Consider the following 20,433-nt stretch of genomic DNA (forward strand, 5'->3'; position numbering starts at 1 on the left):
ATGAACATGGTTGTATAGGTGCGTGCCTGTCAGAATATATACCGCACAAAGGCTTCCATCGCCTCGTAGTCGGCAAGGCCGAGGTTATCGTAGTCGTTTGCCGTGTCGCGGTTTCGCTCCTCGGCCCGCACCCAGAACTCGCGGGCATCGTCTCCCGGAAACACCGGCCTGTCCTTCTGCGACTGGTGCTTGAAGATGGCGTTCCGCTTGCGTTCCACCTCCTGCGGCGACAGCGGCACGGCCATCTCTATCTCGTGCGTCTCAAACTCATGCCATGCGCCACGGTACATCCACAGCCAGCAGTTCTCTACCCAACTCTCGGTGCCGCGTAGGCGGTTGAGGGCCTCCGTGATGATGCGGAAACAGACAATGTGGGTGCCATGCGGGTCGGCAAAATCGCCGGCGGCGAAAATCTGGTGCGGCTTTACCTGCTGTAGCAGTTGCATCGTAAGCTCTATGTCCTTTTCCGTGACAGGGTTCTTGCGCACCTTGCCCTCCTCGTAGAATGGCAGGGCCATAAAATGGATGTGGTCGTCCTCAAGGCCCGCATACCGGGCACCGGCTATCGCCTCGCTCTTCCGGATGAAGCCCTTCACGTTGCGTATCTCCTGGGTGTCGGGCTGGTTGGGTTGCTTGGTTTCAAAAAAGCTGCGCATTTCCTCATATATGGTCTGGAGGCGCTTGCTGTCCTTGCCGATGCTCTTGTCGAAGTCGATGGCAAACTCCATGTACCGCAGCACGTCGTCGTCCCATACCGCCGTGTTGCCGCTGGTCTGGTAGGCCACATGCACGTCGTGGCCCTGGTCCACGAGGCGTATAAAGGTGCCGCCCATCGAGATCACATCGTCATCGGGGTGAGGCGAGAAGATGATCACGCGCTTCCGGGCAGGCTCGGCGCGCTCGGGGCGCTGTGTGTCGTCGGCGTTGGGCTTGCCGCCCGGCCAGCCCGTGATGGTATGCTGCAGCTTATTGAAAACGTGTATGTTGATGTTGTAGGCGGGGCCGTTCTGCACGGCCAGCTGCGCCATGCCGTGGTTGTTGTAGTCCTCGTCGGTCAGTTTCAGCACGGGCTTTTTCATGGTGTTCGAGAGCCAGATCACGGCTTTCTTGGTCAGGGCCTCGTCCCATATGCAGTCTTTCACCAGCCAGGGCTCGTTAAAGCGGGTCAGCTCGGAGGCGGCATCGGCGTCCAGCACAAACTCCACCTTGTCCGACAGCTGCAGGTAGGTGGCCGGCACGTCGCCAGAGATCTCTCCCTCCACCGCCTTTTTGATGATCGGGGCTTTCTTCTTGCTCCAGGCCATCAGGATGATCTCGCGGGCCTTGAAGATGGTGCCGATACCCATTGTGATGGCTTTGGTGGGCACATTCTCCTTGCCACCGAAGTCTCGGGAGGCGTCGCGGCGCGTCAGGTCGTCCAGCGTCACGAGGCGGGTGCCGGAGTTGGGTGCCGAGCCCGGCTCGTTAAAGCCGATGTGGCCCGTACGCCCGATGCCCAATATTTGAAGGTCCAAGCCATCCATCTCCTCGATCTTGCGCTCATAGTCCAGGCAGTAGGCCGCTATCTCGTCCTTCTCCAGCGTGCCGTCGGGTATATGGATGTTTTCCTTCGGGATGTCGATATGGTCGAAGAGGTTCTCGTTCATGAACGTCACATAACTCTGAACCGCCGTTGGGCTCATCGGGTAGTACTCATCCAGGTTAAACGTCACCACGTTCTGGAAGCTAAGTCCCTCCTCGCGGTGCAGGCGCACCAGTTCCTCATATACCTCCACCGGCGTGGCGCCGGTGGCAAGGCCCAGCACGGCGCGTTCTCCCTGCTGCTGCTTGCGGCGGATCAGGTCCGCAACACGGTGGGCGACGTTAACTGAAGCGGTCTGCGCATCGGGGTACACCGTGACCGGCAGTTTTTCAAAGCGTGTTTCTTCCAGGAGGTTTAATCGAGCCATAGTTTTTACGTTGCTATAAGTCTATATATACTAGTTCAGGATGTAAGGGCGGCGGGCTGCTTGCCAACCGTTATTTTACTGATGCAATGTGGTTTTCAAAAATGTTTTCCATCACGGTGGCCACCGACCCAAGTATGCCGGCATTTTTTCCCAGGTCCGACAGCGAGATAGTGGTGTTCTCGCGCAGCTGCGTCATGCAGTAGGTGTTGATCGACTGCTGGATCGGGATGGTGATGTACTGCCTGGCCTCGGCAATCTTGCCGCTGAGGATGATCTCCTCGGGGTTGAAGAGCTGAATCAGGATGGCAATGCCCTTGCCCAGGTGCCTGCCCGTCTCTGCCAGGATGTTGATGGCATACTGATCGCCCTGGTTCGCGGCCTGTATGATCAGGCTGGGCTCCAACTGCTCCAGTTCCTCGTCGGTCAGGGTGTTTAGTATGGTGCTTTGCCCGGACCGGATGCCCTCGCGGGCCATGCGGGCCAGCGCGATGCCCGAGGCCACGGTTTCGAGGCAGCCGCGTTTGCCGCAGTGGCACAGCGTGCCCTCCTCGATGAGCGGGATATGGCCAAACTCACCAGCAAACCCGGATGCCCCCGTGCGCAGCTTTCCGTCGATGATAATGCCGAGCCCAAGCCCCCAGTCCAGCGACAGCACCAGCACGTTCTTCTTGTTTTGGGCAATACCGAACCGGTATTCGGCCAGCGTTGCGCTTTTCACGTCGTTCTGGATGTAGACGGGCTTATGAAACAGCTCTTCCATCACCTCCTGTAGCGAGCCCTCTTCCTGTTGCGTCAGCAGGTAGGTATAGTTGTTTCCGCTCGCAGCGGCCACCAGACCAGGCATGCTCACTCCGATGCCCATCAGCTTCGCCGTTTTAATGCCGGACTCTTCGATCAGGCTGGTGGCATAAGCATGCAGGTGTTCCAGGGCGCTCAGGTCTTTGGATATGTCCAGGGGGTAGGTGCGGGTGCCGGTGATGTTATTGTTGTTGTTGTCAAAAATGGCGATACGGGTCCTGAAGCGCTCCATGTCGATGCTCAGCACAAACAGGGAGTTGTCCTTCAGGCCATACAGGTCGGGTTTGCGGCCGCCGACAGACCTGCCACGTCCCTGCTTTTCCACAAGCCCCTCCGCGATCAGCTCATTCAGAAGGCCCATGGAGGTAGGCGAACTGATATGGAAACGGGTACAGAGGTCAGTGTTTGTTTTGGCTCCCTTTACATAAAGATGCTTGATAATCTTGAGTTTTTGCAAATGTTTTTTGCGCTCAATATTATTCAGGCTTTCTATATAATGCTCTTCGGTGAGTGATGACTCCATCGCTTTTTAAAATTTAAGTGAATCTGCGTGTATTTTAGATGATTAGCAAATCTTTTGTAAAATTTTATCAAAAGTTTTAGCGGATAGCTCAAATATGGGGGTGTAAAGATGCGTGATATAAAAAAGTAGCGCTTATACATGTTGTTTATACAATTATTAGATATAGGTGCTTTTCAAATAAAAAATATTTAGAAACTGTAGTAGGTGTTGATTATTGTTCTAAATTTGAATCCAAGTATATTTTGAGTGTGTAATCACTGTGCCTATGTAACACTTTAACTAACCCACCACCCCTACGCCCTGCTCCCCATTGCCTAATAATTACCTTGATATTAACAGTGGAACAGGAGTTGAACGCCTGATGGCGTTTTGCCAGAATTGAAAATTATACCAATCTCAAAACCTAGTGTATGAAACAGAGATACCTCAGTACATGGCTGCTCTCACAGCGAAGCCATACGAAAACCTTACCACAGAAAAAGGTGCTGGCCCTGCTGCTAGCCGCCGCGTGCCTGTCGCAGGGTCCCGGGCAGGCGGAGGCAACTGCCAATAATGCCGGTTCTTTGCTATACAGCGCCGAAAGCAACTCCCTGGCCTATGTGCAGGGCACCGAAGTGACAGGCCGCGTGATCGGGGATGACGGACAGGGCGTGCCCGGTGCCACCGTTGTGGTGAAAGGCACTACCGTTGGCACCGCCACCGACGTAAACGGTAACTTCAGCCTGAACGTGCCCGGCGGCAACGGCACCCTGGTGGTTTCCTTCATCGGTTACAAGACCCAGGAAGTGCCCGTGAACAACCGCTCCACCGTTAACGTGCGCCTCGTAACAGATGCTAAAGCACTGCAGGAAGTAGTGGTTACAGGCTATACCACACAGGAGAAGCGCGATATCATCGGTGCTGTATCGGTGGTGCAGGCAGAGGATCTGCTGGCTACCCCGGCGCCGAACGTGCAGCAGCAGTTGCAAGGACGCGTCTCGGGTGTGACTACCACAGGAACAGGCCAGCCAGGCGCAGGCGCGAAAGTGCGTGTTAGGGGCTTCGGCTCCTTTGGTGCCAACGACCCGCTTTATGTTGTGGACGGTGTGCCGACCTTCAGCATCAACGAGATCAACCCGAACGATATTGAGAGCTTACAGGTACTGAAAGATGCTTCTTCGGCCTCTATCTACGGTTCTCGTGCGGCAAACGGCGTGGTGATCGTAACAACCAAAAAAGGAAAAGGCGGTGCCCCGAAGCTGAACGTAGCCTCGTTCTATGGCACGCAGGTAGCCCCGAAAGGCCCCGACTTCCTGACGCCAACGGAGTATTCACAGTATCTTTTCCAGAGCTATACCAATGCTGGCCAGACTTTCAAGCATGAGCAATACGGCACGGGTACACCATCCCTGCCAAATTACCTCTTGCCGGCAGGCGCCCAAACCGTAGACGAGTCTACCTACAGCCTGGACCCGAACAATTTCAACCAGATCGTGAGGGCCAACAAAGAAGGTACCGACTGGTGGAATGAAGTGTTTGACCCGGCGTCTATCCAAAGCCACCAGGTGGGCGTAACGGGCGGTACGGACAACAGTACGTATGCCTTCAGTTTTAACTACTTCGACCAGGAGGGTATAGCCAAATACACGGAATACCAGCGCTATACGGTGCGTGCCAACACACAGGCGACGATCGCGAAGCGCTTCCGTATCGGCGAGAACATGCAGATCAGCTACAACCACGGTAACGTGGGTAACACAGGCGGTGGTGAGTCCGATGTCCAGCACATTTACGTGATGCAGTCGATCGTGCCCGTGTACGACATAATGGGCAACTTCGCAGGTACTAGAGGTAAGGATTTGGGTAATGCCCGTAACCCTGTGGCAGAATTGTTCCGCCAGAGGGACAACAAGAATACGAATTTCCGCTTGTTCGGTAACGTGTTTGCCGAGGCAGACCTGATTGACGGGTTGACCGCAAAAACGTCGTTTGGTGCTGATTACGGTTCCTACTATGGCCGTAACTTCACGTTCTCTACGTATGAGCGCGCGGAGAACATCGGTAACAACAACTTTGCCGAGCGCAACGACAATTCCCTGAACTGGGTATGGACCAACACCCTGACCCTGAAGCGTAACTTCGGTGAAGCCCATGACCTGACAGCCTTGATCGGCTCAGAGGCCGTGAAAAACACGGCAAGAGGTGTAGGTGGTAGCCGTGTAGGCTTGTTCTCCACTGACCCTGACTTCCGCGTGCTTAACAGTGGTACTAGCGGTCTGACCAACTTTAGTTACGGTGGTGTAGAGACGCTTTCGTCTTTGTTTGCCCGAGTGGATTACGGTTTCAGAGACAAGTACCTGTTCAACGCAACGATTCGTCGGGACGGTTCGTCTAAATTCGGTTCCAACTTCCGCTATGGTACTTTCCCGGCAGTGGGCTTTGCCTGGCGTGTTTCTGATGAGGACTTCATGAATGCTGTTCCAGCCATCAACGACCTGAAACTGCGTATTGGGTATGGCCAGTTGGGTAACCAGTTGGGAGTTGGAGCTACTAATGCCTTTACTTTGTACCGTACAGCTGTAGCTGGCAGCGGCTATGACATTGGCGGTACTAGCACCTCGGTGCAACCGGGCTTCGACACAGAAAGTATTGGAAATGAAGATACGAAGTGGGAGGCCTCCACAACCACGAACCTGGGTTTAGACTTAGCCTTGCTGAACAATGCCCTTACCGTGACGATCGACGCCTATAACCGCAGAACCAATGACCTGTTAGTAAGAAGTCAGGCAGCAGCTCCAATAAGTGACGCACGCCTTCCTTTCATCAACCTGGGTGACATCCAGAACAAAGGCGTGGACTTAAGCATCACGTATGCGCATGACATTACGCCGGACTTCTCTTTTGACGTGACCCTGAATGGCTCACGATATAAGAACGAAGTATTAAGCGTAGGCGACAACGATAATGCTTTCTTTGAGAGCTACGGCGCCCGCTGGGGACAGAACATCTCCAGAACACAGAAAGGACATCCAATAGGGTCTTTTTATGGGTATGTGGTAGACGGCTTTTTCAACAATGCCTCTGACCTGGACGATTTGGACCAGCCTGGTGAGCACATCGGTGGCTGGAGGTTTAAGGATCTAGACGGTAATGGAGAGATCAACGATGACGACAGAACCTTCATCGGTAACCCGCATCCAGACTTCACGACTGGCTTAAACCTGAATATGAAATACAAGGGCTTTGATTTCAATGCTTTCCTGTATGCAAGTGTTGGCAACGACGTTTTCAACTACAGCAAGTACTTCACGGACTTCAACACCTTTCAGGGCAACAGAAGCAAGCGTGTGCTGTACGAGTCCTGGACACCGGAGAACATGAATGCTACCTTGCCAATCCTGCGCATTGATGATAACTTCAGCAACAGTGTGACACACAGTTACTATGTGGAGGACGGTTCTTTCCTAAGAGCCCGTACCATACAGTTGGGTTATACACTGCCTAATGCCTTGATCAGCAAGATCAGCATGGGATCAGCAAGAGTATACCTGCAGGCGCAAAACGTGTTCACGATCACTTCCTACAAAGGAATCGACCCGGATATCTCGTTCATCAACCAGGGTGGAAACGGTGCGGAGTCTGACCTGAATATCGGTATTGACCCGGGTGGGTATGTTCCAAACCCGAAGCAGTACCTGATCGGTGTTACGTTTGGTTTCTAACATTTGAAAGACAGCAAAGGGGCGCTGTCGCTTTAACCGGAGATGGCGCTTCCCATGCTCTAAAAGATTTATACATATGAAAGTAAGAAAAATATCAGGGGTAATGCTGGGCATGCTGATTACAGGATCGGTGCTGGTGGCGTGTAAAGAAGAGTTTCTGGATCAGCAGCCGATTGGTGCGCTGACCGAAAATGTGCTGAAAACCGAGGCAGGAATAAAAGGATTGTTGATTGCAGCTTACTCTTTGCTGGATGGAACAGGTTCTGTAACCAATAACTGGGAGGCAGCGGGCTCTAACTTCGTGTTCGGCAGTATTGCCTCCGACGAAGCGCACAAAGGCTCTGACCCATCAGACCAGGTGCCCATGCTAATCATTGAGCGGTATGAGACGCTGCCAAGCACAGGTTACCTGAATCAGAAGTGGCGTACTCTCTACGATGGTATCGCTCGTGCCAACGATGTGCTCCGTTTGATGAAAGACGTGCCCAATATGACGGACCAGGCAAAAGCCAGAGTAGCCGCTGAAGCGCGTTTCCTGCGTGCGCACTACCATTTCGATGCCCGCAAGATATTCGAAAAGGTGCCGTATGTAGACGAAATGACGGTAAACATCAATGACATCAACACGGCGAAAGTGGCGAATGACAAAGAGGTATGGCCGATGATCGAGGCTGACTTCCAGTTTGCCATAGACAATCTCCCGGAAACGCAGTCAGAAGTAGGGCGCGCGAACAAGTCGGCTGCCAAAGCCTACTTGGCGAAAGTGTATATGTATCAGGAGAAATTTGCTGAGGCACTCCCGCTTTTAAATGAAGTGATCGCTAGTGGCAAGACGCCCATCGGGGCGCCTTACGCTCTGGTGAATGACTTCAGCCGCATTTACGAAATCGCCAACAAGAACAACGAAGAGGTCGTGTTCGGTTACCAGTCTTCTGTGAACGACGGATCAGCCGCTGTAAACGCGAACTCGTCTGAGGTGCTAAACTTCCCGAACGGAGGGGGCGCGCCGGGCGGTTGCTGCGGATTCTTCCAACCCACCCAAAACCTGGTGAACTCCTATAAGGTAGATGCCAACGGCTTGCCGCTGCTGGATACCTTTAACGAGTCTGATCTCAAGAACGACGATGGTATAAAGACTGCTGACCCGTTCACGCCGGACAGAACCACTCCGGTTGACCCGCGCCTTGACTTCACAGTAGGCCGCAGGGGCGTGCCATACTACGACTGGGGCTTGCATCCAGGGTCCCTCTGGATCAGAAACCAGACGCAGATGGGACCTTACTCTCCAAAGAAAAAGGTATACCGCAAAAGCGACGTAGGCCAGTACACTGACGGTTCCAGCTGGACACCGGGCTACAATGCTCAGGTGCACGCGATCATTCGTTTTGCGGATGTGTTGCTGATGGCAGCAGAAGCAGAGGCGGAAGTGGGGTCTTTAGCCAGAGCAACCGAGCTGGTGAACAGAGTGCGCGCACGCGCTGCCAATGAGAGTGCCTTTGTGAAGTTGGACAATGGTCAGCTTGCCGCGAACTATAAAATCGGGCAGTACCCGACATTTGCCAGCCAAGACTTCGCTTTAAAGGCGATCCGCTTCGAGCGCAAGCTGGAACTGGCCATGGAAGGCGACCGCTTCTTCGACTTAGTACGTTGGGGTATCGCAGCGCCAACCCTGAACAAGTATCTGGATGAAACAGAGCGTCCATACCTACAGGGTGCCCGTTTTACGGAAGGCCAGGATGAGTACTATCCGATTCCGGAGCAGCAGATCGTACTGAGCCAGGTAAATGGGGTATCGGTGCTACAGCCAAACAGAAACAAATAGAATAGTTTTTCTTCATGAGAGTATAAAGGCAAGATTTTTAATCTTGCCTTTATTTTTTGCATCTTGCTCAGGCAAAAGAACCTAAAAACCAAACCTATGGTTAGGCAAGTGTATTAGGTTGTAAGTTTAAGTATATCACCCGTTTACCTGTTCCGCTATGCGCTTTTCCAGCATCCGTCACCTGCTGCTAGTTACCCTTTCCGTACTTGCCTTTTCCGGCTGCAAGCAGGAAGAAACACACCTTTTCGAGCGTATGGACGCCGATGATACCGGGATCGACTTCTCGAACCGCATCTTCGAGTCAGACACCATGAACATCCTCCAGACCGAGTATATCTACAACGGGGGCGGGGTAGGCATCGGCGACTTCAACAACGACGGGTTGCCGGATGTATACTTCACGGGCAACATGGTGCCCAACCGGCTGTACCTGAACAAAGGCGATTTCGCGTTCGACGACGTGACGAAGCAGGCAAAGGTGTCTGGCGAGGGAAAGTGGTGCTCTGGCGTGGCGCTGGTGGACATTAACAACGACGGCTGGCTGGACATATATGTGGGGGCCACCATGAAACCCGATGCCCCGAGCCGGGCCAACCTGCTCTACATCAACAATGGTGTTGGGAAAGACGGAGTGCCTACCTTCACGGAATCTGCTGCGAAGTACGGCATAGCCGATGATGGCCATACCACCAACGCCGCCTTTTTTGACTATGACCGGGACGGTGACCTCGACCTGTATGTGCTCACCAACATCATCAACGCGGGTATCCCGAGCAACTACCATAAAAAAACGAAGGACGGCACGGCCCAGAATAACGACCGGCTGTACCGAAACGAGGGCAACGGAACGTTCACGAACGTGACCAGGGAGGCGGGCATCCTGCTGGAGGGCTTTGGCCTGGGCCTCGCGATCAACGACATCAACATGGACGGCTGGCCGGATATCTACATCACCAACGACTACCTCTCCAACGACCTGCTCTACATTAACAACCAGGACGGCACCTTCACGAACCGGATCACGGACTACGTGAAGCACACCAGTTACTCGGCCATGGGCAACAGCGTGACCGACATCAACAACGACGGCCTGGTGGACATCCTGGCGCTGGACATGCTGCCCGAGGACAACAAGCACAGGAAGATGATGCTGATGGCCAACAACTACGCCACTTACCTGAACAACCGCACCTATAACTACGAGCACCAGTATGTGCGCAACACCCTGCAACTGAACCAGGGCATGACCCCGGAGGGGCACCCGGTCTTCAGTGAGGTGTCGCAGCTGACAGGCATTTACCAGACCGACTGGAGCTGGACGCCGCTGGTGGCCGACTTCGACAACGACGGTTTCCGCGACGTGATCATCACCAACGGGTTTCCGAAAGACGTGACCGACCAGGATTTCCGCACGTACCGCAGCGGGCCAGCGGGCCTAGTGGGGGGCAACATGTTCCTGCTCGACTCCATTCCTGTCTTCAAGACCTCGAACTACGCCTACAGGAATAAGGGCAACCTCACGTTCAGCAACGAAACCAGGAACTGGGGCTTGGAAATCCCGTCTTTCTCGAACGGGGCCGCCTACGCCGACCTTGACAACGATGGCGACCTCGACTTTCTGGTCAACAACATCAACGACTCTGCCTTTGTGTACCGCAACAACCTGTATACCCAGAAGGGAAAGAAGGGCCAGCAGCACTACCTGCGCCTGAAGTTCAAGGGTGCGGGCGGGAACCTGGCGGGCCTGGGCGCCTCGGCCACGATCTACTATGGCAAGGGCAAAACCCAGTTCCATGAGAACAGCGTGTATAAAGGCTACCTTTCTTCGGTGGAGAACGTGGCGCACTTTGGCCTCGGGGGCGTTGGCACGGTAGACTCTGTGAAGGTGGTATGGCCTGACGGCACCTATCAATTGCTGAGAAACGTAGCCGCGGATCAGGTGCTCACGCTCAGCCAGAAAGACGCAAAGGGACAGGCAGCGCCCCGCAACATGGCCGGAAGCGGGCAGCAGGCGATTTTCCGGGAAGCGGCCCAGGAGTATGGCGTGCAGTACGTGAGCGAGGAAAAAGACGGTATCGACTTTAACTGGCAACGCACCCTGCCGCATAAACTGTCGCAGTTGGGGCCGGGTATAGCCGTGGGCGATGTGACGGGCGATGGCCTGGATGACTTTTACGTGGGTGGCTCTGCCGGGAAAGACGGCGGCCTTTTTGTGCAGCTGCCAGACGGCACCTTCACGCTGACGCCAGGCAAATTGCCATCCGGCAAAGCAGGAGAGGACATGGGCGTGCTGTTTTTTGACGCAGACAACGATGGCGACCTGGACTTGTACGCTGCCAGCGGCAGCTACGAGTTTGAGGCGGGCACTCCGCAGTTGCAGGACCAGTTATACCTCAACGATGGCAAAGGAAACTTTACAGCAAACCCCGCCGCCCTCCCGACCCTTACCTCCAGCAAATCGAGTGTGCGGGCTGCGGATTATGACAAAGACGGCGACCTGGACCTGTTTGTGGCGGGCCGCGTGGTGCCCGGCAGCTACCCGGTTGCCCCCGAAAGCTATATCCTCCGGAACGATGGTGGGCGCTTCACAAACGTGACGGCCTCGGTAAGCCCCGAACTGCAGCACCTGGGTATGATCACCGATGCCCTGTGGTCAGATTTTAACGGGGACGGAGCCGTTGACCTAGTGGTGGTGGGCGAGTGGCTACCGATCACCTTTTTCCAGAACATCAATGGCACGTTCAAAAACGTGACCGCAGGCACAGGCATCGCTGCGCAAACCGGCTGGTGGAACAGCCTGGCCGCCGGCGACTTCGACAACGACGGCGATATTGACTACGTGGCCGGCAACCTGGGCCTGAACACCAACTACGTGGCCTCGGAGAAACAGCCGCTGCGCATCTTTGCGAAAGACTTTGACAACAACGGCAGTATGGATCCCGTGCTGTCCTGTTACCTGAAAGCCCCGGACGGCACCATGAAGCCCTACCCGATGCACACCCGCGACGACCTGAATGCCCAGATGCCGCGCACCCGCTACCAGTATCCGCGCTACAAGAAATACGCCCTGGCCACGATTGACGAGGTGATCCCGGAGGCAGAGCGCGAAGGGGCCATCGTGATGCAGGCAACACAGTTTAGGAGCAGCTACGTGGAGAACCTGGGGCAGGGCAAATTCAAGCTGACCGCGTTGCCGAAGGCGGCGCAGCTGTCCCCCATTTTCGGGATACAGCCGGATGATGTGGATGGCGACGGCAACCTCGACCTGCTGCTGGTGGGCAACGATTACGGTACGGAGGTGTTTACCGGCAGGTATGATGCCTTTGCCGGCCTATACCTAAAAGGCAACGGGAAAGGTGGTTTTCTGCCCGCCTCTATCGCCAGCAGCGGCTTTTTTGTGCACGGCGACGCCAAGGCCATCTCCCGCCTGATCAACGCCAAAGGCGAGAAGCTGACCCTGGTGACGCAGAACAGCGACAGCCTCCGCATCTTCGTCCCGAATGCCCACCCCGAGGCGCAGACAAAAGTAGTCGCGCTGCAACCCCTCGACCGGCTGGTGACTGTTACGTACAAAAATGGCAGGAAGCAGGTGCAGGAGTTTTACTACGGCCAAACCTACCTGTCGCAATCCTCCCGAAAACTGCACCTGACCGCCGACGTGGCTTCCATCACGATTCAGGATTTTAGCGGCCGCACCCGAACGATAGCCAACTGACATGGCGCAGCGTCTTGTCTTGCTTATAGGTATAGGTATAACGGTGCTGCTAGGAAGTTGCACCGGCAACCCGGACCAAAAGGAGTTGGCCCGGGAGCGGGTAAGCGTGCAGCCAGCGCTTTTGCCTGACACGGCGGAGACGCTGCACCTGACCGGCGAGCAGCTGGCGAAGGCGTATTGCCAAGCCTGTCATACCTTCCCCGACCCGGCCCTGCTGGACAAAACCACCTGGCAGGAGGGGGTGCTGCCGCAGATGGCCTTGCGCCTGGGGCTGAACAGAACCGGAGCCAGCATTTACCTTAACAGGCCGCCGGATGAGGTGACCGCGCTGCTGACGGCGGGCATCTTCCCGGAACAGCCGCTCATCGCGGAAAGAGACTTCGAGAAGATCGAGGCGTATTACCGGCAACATGCGCCGGAGCACCTGACCCTGCCCGCCGCCCTGCCCCTGGCACCCGCGCTAGATGGGTTTACGGTGGTCACTCCCACGCTGCACCAAGGCAAGCCCGCCCTCACGACGATGATTCGGTATGAACCCCTGAAAAAGGAACTCTGGATCGGTGACCTTCGGAACTGGCTCTTCAGGCTCGATAAAAATCTACAGGTTAAAGACTCTGTGCAGTTCTCCTCGGCTCCGGTAGATATGGCGCTGCAAAAGGGGGTATACCGGGTGCTGACCATCGGTACCATGGATCCCTCGGACCTGCAAAAAGGGCAGTTGCACCAGTTCTCGGGTGTTCAGCAGCATACCCCTGACGTTTTGCTGGAAGGCTTGCGCCGCCCCGTGGCGCTGGCCACCGCCGACCTGGACCAGAACGGGCAGGAGGATCTCATCGTCTGCAACTATGGCAATAACATTGGAGCTTTGGTGTGGTACCGCAACCTGGGGCAGGGGAGGTATGAACCACACGTGCTGAAGGCGCTGCCGGGTGCCCGGAAAGTGGAGGTGACAGACCTGGACCGCGACGGGCGACAGGATCTGGTGGTGCTGTTTGCCCAAGGCACCGAGGCGATCAAAGTGTTTTACAATCGGGGCAAGGGTACGTTTGAAGAGCGGAACCTGTTGCAGTTTCCGCCCGTGTATGGGTCGAGCTACTTCGAGCTGGCCGACTTTAACCAGGATGGCTTCCCGGATATTGTGGTGGCCACAGGCGACAACGCTGACCACTCCCCGGTGCTAAAGCCATACCATGGCATCCGCATTTTCCTGAATGATGGCAGGAACGTGTTTGCGGAGGCGTATTTTTACCCGATGCCGGGCGCGTCTAAAGTGCTAGCCCGCGACTTTGACCAGGACGGTGACCTGGACCTGGCCGCCATTTCCTTCTTCCCCGACTTTAAAAACACTCCGGAGAAAGGCTTTGTATACCTGCGGCAAGAGCAGAACCTCACCTTCGCGGCCAGCACCTTTGGCCAGTCGCAGGCAGGGCACTGGCTTACCCTGGAGGCCGCCGATTACGATCAGGACCAGGACCTGGACATCATACTGGGTTCCTTCATTTATACCCCCGCCCCACCTGACCAGCAGGAGAAGTGGCGGAAAGACGGGCCAAGCGTGTTGGTTTTGCAAAACAGTTTGAAAGGCAAGCCGCTGCCTGCAGGCAATAGGGCGAAGCGAGCCATACCCTAAAAGGTCGAGCTTCTTACCCCCTTCTGACCTAATCTTGTAGGGGAAGAGTTAACAGAACATCCGGCCTTTTATGCAGTCTGAAATCTTCTGAAGTAGCTATATTCAAATGAAACTCAAGTTGTCATTCTGTCAAGAATCTTGGTCGAAATAGAGGGCCCATACCCTGCCAAGAAGAATTCCACTTGCTTATGAGTGCGTGTGATGCGTGCTAATCAATTGATTTGGCATCACGATAACAACAGAGAACACTGAGTTCAGAACAGAGTAATATGCTGTTGCAGGCATACTCTTATGGGCTATAGTATACTGCAGCAACAGTATGGATACTTGACTTTATAGCACAGACTTTCTAAAATTCCATCTATATAGCTATGGGTTATATTATTGAAAAAAAGCAGAGAACGTATCTTTTTCAAAAGCGAGTACTCAATATATGAGTGCTTCTTAATATGTGTTCTAGTATAACTAGCAGAACTTTTTTTACTATAGTTAGTAAATATAGTTTATTCGACTAACTTTGAGGAATAGAACAGTAACTGAGTACTCAATAGTATACTCAAAGTCTATACATTATTTATGCTCTATACCGGATTCTACTGAAGTAACACAGCTTATATGATCACAAATAACGTGTATGCTACAGGACGTTGGGGAGAAACGGAAATGAAATAAGGTAGAAGAGAGCAGTTTTGCCAAGGGCGCTCATTACGATTATTAAAACTGTTAAAACTGTTTAGCTAAGTTTTATCGTATATGCTGTGCCGAACGGCGCCCCGAGAAATACGAATCATTCTAATCTCAAATATCATTGTATGAAACAGAGATACCTCAGTTTATGGCTAAACAACCAGCGAAGCCATACCAAATCTTTGCCACAGAAGAAGATGCTAGCGCTGCTGCTTGCTGCCGCTTGCCTATCCGAAGGTTCTGTGCTTGCTAACAATGCCAACGATGGCATTGTGATGCCTTATGCTGCGTCTAATGTTATGCAGACCATTGAAGTGAAAGGGCGCGTTGTAGGTGATGACGGACAGGGCGTGCCCGGAGCCACGGTGGTGGTGAAAGGCTCTACCATCGGTACCGCCACCGACGCGAACGGTAACTTCACCCTGGGGGTGCCAAGCGGCACCGGCACCCTGGTTGTGTCTTTCATCGGCTACAAAACACAGGAAGTGCCCATCAACAACCGCGCTACTGTAAACATCAGCCTCGTTACCGACACCAAGGCCTTAGAGGAAGTGGTGGTAGTGGGTTACGGTACCCAGGAGCGGTCTGACGTGACAGGAGCCATTTCCTCCGTGCAGGGAGAGGCGCTGGAGAGAATCCCTACCCCGACAATTGCGCAGGCCTTGCAGGGCCAGACGCCGGGAGTGCAGGTTACCGCTAACTCCGGTTCCCCGGGGGCCGGATCCAGCATTCGCATCCGGGGTGCCGGTACCATTGGCAACAACAACCCGCTGTATGTAGTGGACGGTGTGCAGGTAGAGGGAAATATCAACTACCTCAACAGCAACGACATCGCCTCCATCGAGATTCTGAAAGATGCCTCAGCCACAGCCATCTACGGCTCGCGGGCAGCAAACGGGGTAGTGGTAGTAACAACTAAGAAAGGAAAAGCGGGCACCTCCGAGATAAACTTCACTGCCTACACAGGCGTGCAAAATGCCTGGCGGACACTGGACATGACTAATGCCGCAGAGTACGCTACGATAGACAACATGGCCAGGCAAGCGGCTGGTATTAATACCAACCCGGCATGGGCCGACCCTCAGTCGTTGGGCGAAGGCACCGATTACCAGGACGAGTTGTTTAGGTCGGCACCGATCTCCAATTACCAGCTTTCCTGGTCCGGGGGTAACGAAAACTCGACTTTATACGTGTCGGGCGGCTACTTCCAGCAGGACGGTATCATCATCGGTACCGATTTCGAGCGCTATACCTTCCGTATAAACACAGACCATAAAATTGGCTCCAGGGTAAAAATCGGAAACACCCTGCAGGTGAGTGCCACAGACGAGGCGCTAATCCCGAACAACGAGGATTTGAACACCGGTGTACTTTCGCGCGGTATACGCCAGTTGCCTACAGTGCCGGTGCGCAACCCCGATGGCTCGTTTGCCGGCCCGACCAGTAACTTCGAAGGGGAATCGGAAAACCCGGTATGGTTGGCGCTGGAGTCGTTCAACACCAACAAAAACTACCGTGTGCTGGGCTCTGTGTACGGCGAAGTAGAAGTTATTACGGACCTGAAGTTCCGCTCTAGCTTTAACCTGGACTTCAACTACTTCCGAAACCAGAACTTCGACCCGGCCTACGCCATAGGCAATAGACGAAACGATGCCAACTCACTGAGTGTGAACAACAGCACCAACAGAGCCTGGCAGTGGAGCAATGTCATTAACTACGACAAAACCTTTGGCCTGCATGAGCTGTCTGTACTTGCAGGTATAGAGGCGCAGGAAAACTACTACCAGAATGCCTTTGCAAGAGGTGGAGGTTTCCTTAAAAACTCCGATATTCAGTTTCTGGATCAGGCCACAAAAGACTATTTTGTGAGTGGGGGTGCAAACGAAAGTGCCATTTTCTCTCAATTAGCCAGGGTAAACTATAGTTTTGGAGACAGATATCTTTTAACTGCTTCCATCAGGAGAGATGGCTCCTCTAAGTTTGCGAATAACACCTACGGTGTGTTCCCTTCCGCTTCCATCGGATGGAGAGTGTCTGAGGAAGATTTCTTCAAGAACAGTGTAAACTTTGTGAGTAACCTGAAAGTGAGGGCAAGCTGGGGCGAGACAGGCAACCAGAATATTTTCAGCCCATACCCAACGTACGGTGTGATTACCGGTGGTGGCAGATATGCACTGGGCGCTGACCAGATTCAGGTTCCAGGCTTTTACCAGGCAACGCAGGTAAACCCCGATATTAAGTGGGAGACAACAGAGCAGCTTAATTTCGGACTGGAGACAGGGTTCCTGCAGAACCGGCTGACGTTCTCTGCGGATTACTTCATCAAAGATACCAAAGACCTGCTGCTACAGTTGCCTATCCCGGAGAGTACGGGTCCTTCGGCAGCCTTCACAAACGCAGGCCTTATTCGTAACAAAGGCCTTGAGCTGGCACTAGGCTACCGCAACATGGACGGTGCCTTTGGGTATGGCTTTGGCCTGAACGTAACCACCATCGACAATGAGGTGATTGACCTGAACGGATTGGTACTGAACGAAAGTAATAGCCGCACGCAGGAGGGCATGCCAATCGCGCAGTTCTTCGGGTTCCAGACAAATGGTATCATCCGGACACAGGAAGAACTGGATGAAGTACAGTCTACGCAACCTAACGCCTCGCTCGGTGATATCCGCTTTGTAGACCGCAACGGAGACGGTGCCATCACCGGAGACGACAGAACGTTTATCGGTAATCCGCTCCCTGATTTAACGGCAGGCCTTAACGGAGAGCTGACCTTTATGAACTTTGACCTGAACTTCCTGTTCAACAGCAGTTTCGGTAACGATATCTGGAGCGCGATTAGCCTGTATGGCTACTCCTCCGATCCAGGTAACAAGTTCGCGGCCCTCATCAACAACACCTATACCGCCCAGAACCCGAACGCGGAGTATCCGCGCCTGATCGCTGGTGACCCAAATCAGAACCTCAGACCAGATTCAGACCGATGGATCCGGGATGGCTCGTATGTGCGCTTGAAGAACTTGCAGCTGGGGTATAACGTGCCTACCGCTATCTCTAACAAAGCAAAGATACAGCGTCTGCGCGTGTATGTAAGTGCCGCCAACCTGTTCACCTGGACTAAGTACGATGACGGGTTCGATCCGGAGATCGGATCTGCAAGATTCCTGCGGGGCCAGTCTAACAGTGTGCTGGAGATCGGCGTGGACCGCGGTATCTATCCGCAGTCCAGAACTTTCCTGCTTGGGGTAAACATCGGTATTTAATCAACAGCATTAACTCAAAAGAACCATGATAAATTTCAAGAAAACAATATACCTGTCTCTTGTTGCTGGAGGGTTAATTGGAGGAGGCGTGGTATTGCAGGCCTGCGAGGATGACTTTCTGGACAGGAAACCACTGTCTGACCTAACGACCGCCAACTTCTATACCTCAGCCGATGATGCCATTGCGGCGTTGAATGCTGCTTATGACCCGTTGCAGTGGGACGTGCACTCCCGCATGGACTGGATTTTTGGCGACGTGGTAGGGGGCGACACCGACAAAGGCAGCACGGACGACCAGGATTATAGTGAGATCCTGCAGTTTCAGAACTTTACGCAGGTGGCCAGTGCCCCGCTGCTAATGGACTTCTGGAGCCAGTCCTATGACGGCGTTTACCGAACCAACCTGGTGCTAGAGCGGATACCGCCCATTGAGATGGACGAAACCCTGAAAGCCAGGATCCTGGGAGAGGCCAAATTCCTGAGAGCCCAGTATTACTTTGACCTGGTGAAAGCGTATGGCCGGGTTCCGATCATCACGAAAGTGCTGAATCCGGACGAGGTGTTTGTGCCGCGGCCAACTTCCATTGCAGAAAACTGGGACCAGATGGAGCAGGACCTGCGGGAAGCCATACCAGTGCTGCCGGCTACCTATAGCGGCGGAGACGTGGGAAGAGCCACAAAAGGTGCCGCACAGGCATTATTGGCTAAAATTCTGCTTTTCCAGTCTACTCCTGATGGATGCAGCAGCAGCCCATATGCTACCTCAGACAAGTATGAGGAGGTGGTGACCCTAACCAACGAGATCATCAACTCGGGCAACTATAGCCTGTTGAAGAATTTCCCTGATTTGTTTACGCTGGCAGGCGAGAACAGCTCGGAAATTGTGTTCGCGGTGCAAGGTGTAGGCGGAACGGGTGGCTGGAACAACGATAATGACGGCCTGGCCCTGAACCAATGGGTATCGCCGCGAACAGCCGAAGTCTCTGGCTGGGGTTTTAGCACACCGATCGGACCCTTGACCCCTGAAGGGTATGGCGGAAATCCTAAAATTAAAGTAAATAACATTGTAGAGGCTTTTGAGCCGTGCGACCCGCGCCTGGACTATTCTATCCTGATGATTGGCGATACAATCAATGGCCAACGGTATGATTATGCCAGAAAAGACAAGGATTCTCCCTGGAGTGAATTCAAGCCGTGGTCGCGCACCCGGTATAGCATTCAGAAGTTCCTGATACCGGAGGACCAGTTGACTGGCGCCGCTAACTCACCGCTGAACATTACGCTGATCCGCTATGCCGACGTGCTGCTGTGGAACGCAGAGGCGCTGAATGAACTGGGCAGATCAGCCGAGGCCCTGGTTTCGCTGAACAAAGTGAGAACCCGTGCCCGTGAGAGCAAGACAGCTGCAACCTGCCCGCTGCCCGCTACTACTACCAGCCAGGCTGAACTCCGCGACCTCATCATGCTGGAGCGACGCAGAGAACTGGCCTTCGAGGGGCACCGCTTCTTCGACCTGGTTAGAACGTGCCGGGCCTCTGCTGTGCTGACCGCCATGGGCAGGCCGTTTGTGGAGGGCAAGCACAACCTGTTCCCGATCCCACAGGCCGAGATCGACAGAAACCCAGCGTTACAAGGAGATCAGAATCCTGGGTTCTAAGCTGGCCGATGCCTCAGAAACACGAATACTGTATAAGTTAAAATAAGGAAAAGGATCGCATGCTGTGATCCTTTTCCTTATTTTTAAGGGTATGATTAATGAAGGGAACGATGAACAAGGCAAAGCACATGCGTTTTACACGGCTGCTGCCCCTGCTGGGCATGTTTCTGCTGCTCGGCTGCGATCCTGATCCGGTGCCTCAGCCGACCGGGTCTGGTGCGAGCGGAATTACTGCGATTGTGAACGGGGCAGAATGGGCCTCCTCTGAGGGGCGTTTCAGCGTGGGCACCCGGACAGTGACGAACGGCGCCAGCGCCTTTGTGGGCACCGGCGACACCCTGACCGTTATCGGCGTGCAGGTGCAGGGCACAGACACAACGGCCATCAGGCTCTCGGTGAAGCTCAACGCGAAAAAGGCGGGATCGTACCCTATCCGAAGCAAGAGCTCCGGTCAGGGCACCGCATACTTCTACCCGGCGGGCATCTCGGCCAGTGCCCTGCAGCAAACCAGGCAAAGCTATGCCACAGGCATCACCAACGGAGAGTTGATTATCAGCACGTATGACTCCGTGAACTACAGCGTGTCCGGCAACTTTGGGTTCAGCATGTCCGCTGACGGCAATACAACTTATACCATTGTGGCCGGCAAAATACAGAACATCACTTTTTAGGAAGGGCATGCGCCGGT

The 20,433-nt window shown here is 54.1% G+C and carries 9 protein-coding genes; 7 read left to right on the top strand and 2 right to left on the bottom strand.

All coding sequences use genetic code 11. The features are described from left to right. Positions 1-29 precede the first annotated feature (29 nt). Together nagB and MKJ04_RS04210 are read right to left on the bottom strand one after the other, a co-directional pair. A complete protein-coding gene (gene nagB, locus MKJ04_RS04205; RefSeq protein ID WP_241639644.1) occupies positions 30-1,949 on the bottom strand; it encodes a glucosamine-6-phosphate deaminase in 1,920 nt (639 codons plus the stop codon). A gap of 70 nt (positions 1,950-2,019) precedes the next feature. Continuing rightward, positions 2,020-3,270 (bottom strand): ROK family transcriptional regulator, encoded by a 1,251-nt coding sequence (locus tag MKJ04_RS04210; RefSeq protein WP_241639645.1) that lies wholly within the window; start codon positions 3,268-3,270, stop codon positions 2,020-2,022. 410 nt (positions 3,271-3,680) lie between these two features. On the opposite strand from MKJ04_RS04210, the gene MKJ04_RS04215 reads away from it, so the two are divergent. The 7 genes from MKJ04_RS04215 (at position 3,681) to MKJ04_RS04245 (ending at position 20,416) form a co-directional block, all read left to right on the top strand. After that, complete coding sequence (locus MKJ04_RS04215) at positions 3,681-6,971, top strand: SusC/RagA family TonB-linked outer membrane protein (RefSeq protein ID WP_241639646.1); 3,291 nt, start codon at positions 3,681-3,683, stop codon at positions 6,969-6,971. Between the two features lie 76 nt (positions 6,972-7,047). Continuing rightward, a complete protein-coding gene (locus MKJ04_RS04220; RefSeq protein WP_241639647.1) occupies positions 7,048-8,793 on the top strand; it encodes a RagB/SusD family nutrient uptake outer membrane protein in 1,746 nt (581 codons plus the stop codon). A 157-nt stretch (positions 8,794-8,950) separates the two neighbouring features. Beyond that, on the top strand, positions 8,951-12,508 hold the full coding sequence (locus MKJ04_RS04225) for a VCBS repeat-containing protein (RefSeq protein WP_241639649.1): 3,558 nt from the start codon (positions 8,951-8,953) through the stop codon (positions 12,506-12,508). 1 nt (position 12,509) lies between these two features. Continuing rightward, positions 12,510-14,138, top strand: a complete 1,629-nt coding sequence (locus MKJ04_RS04230) for an FG-GAP repeat domain-containing protein (RefSeq protein WP_241639651.1) — start codon at positions 12,510-12,512, stop codon at positions 14,136-14,138. A gap of 812 nt (positions 14,139-14,950) precedes the next feature. Then, the gene (locus MKJ04_RS04235; protein WP_241639653.1) at positions 14,951-18,088 is read left to right on the top strand and encodes a SusC/RagA family TonB-linked outer membrane protein; all 3,138 of its coding nucleotides are present in this window, start codon (positions 14,951-14,953) and stop codon (positions 18,086-18,088) included. Between the two features lie 25 nt (positions 18,089-18,113). Continuing rightward, complete coding sequence (locus MKJ04_RS04240) at positions 18,114-19,745, top strand: RagB/SusD family nutrient uptake outer membrane protein (RefSeq protein ID WP_241639655.1); 1,632 nt, start codon at positions 18,114-18,116, stop codon at positions 19,743-19,745. Positions 19,746-19,855: 110 nt separating this feature from the next. After that, on the top strand, positions 19,856-20,416 hold the full coding sequence (locus MKJ04_RS04245) for a hypothetical protein (RefSeq protein ID WP_241639657.1): 561 nt from the start codon (positions 19,856-19,858) through the stop codon (positions 20,414-20,416). Positions 20,417-20,433 lie beyond the last annotated feature (17 nt).

Origin of the sequence: Pontibacter sp. E15-1, assembly GCF_022601975.1 — a bacterium.
In the GTDB taxonomy this organism is placed as follows: Bacteria; Bacteroidota; Bacteroidia; order Cytophagales; family Hymenobacteraceae; genus Pontibacter.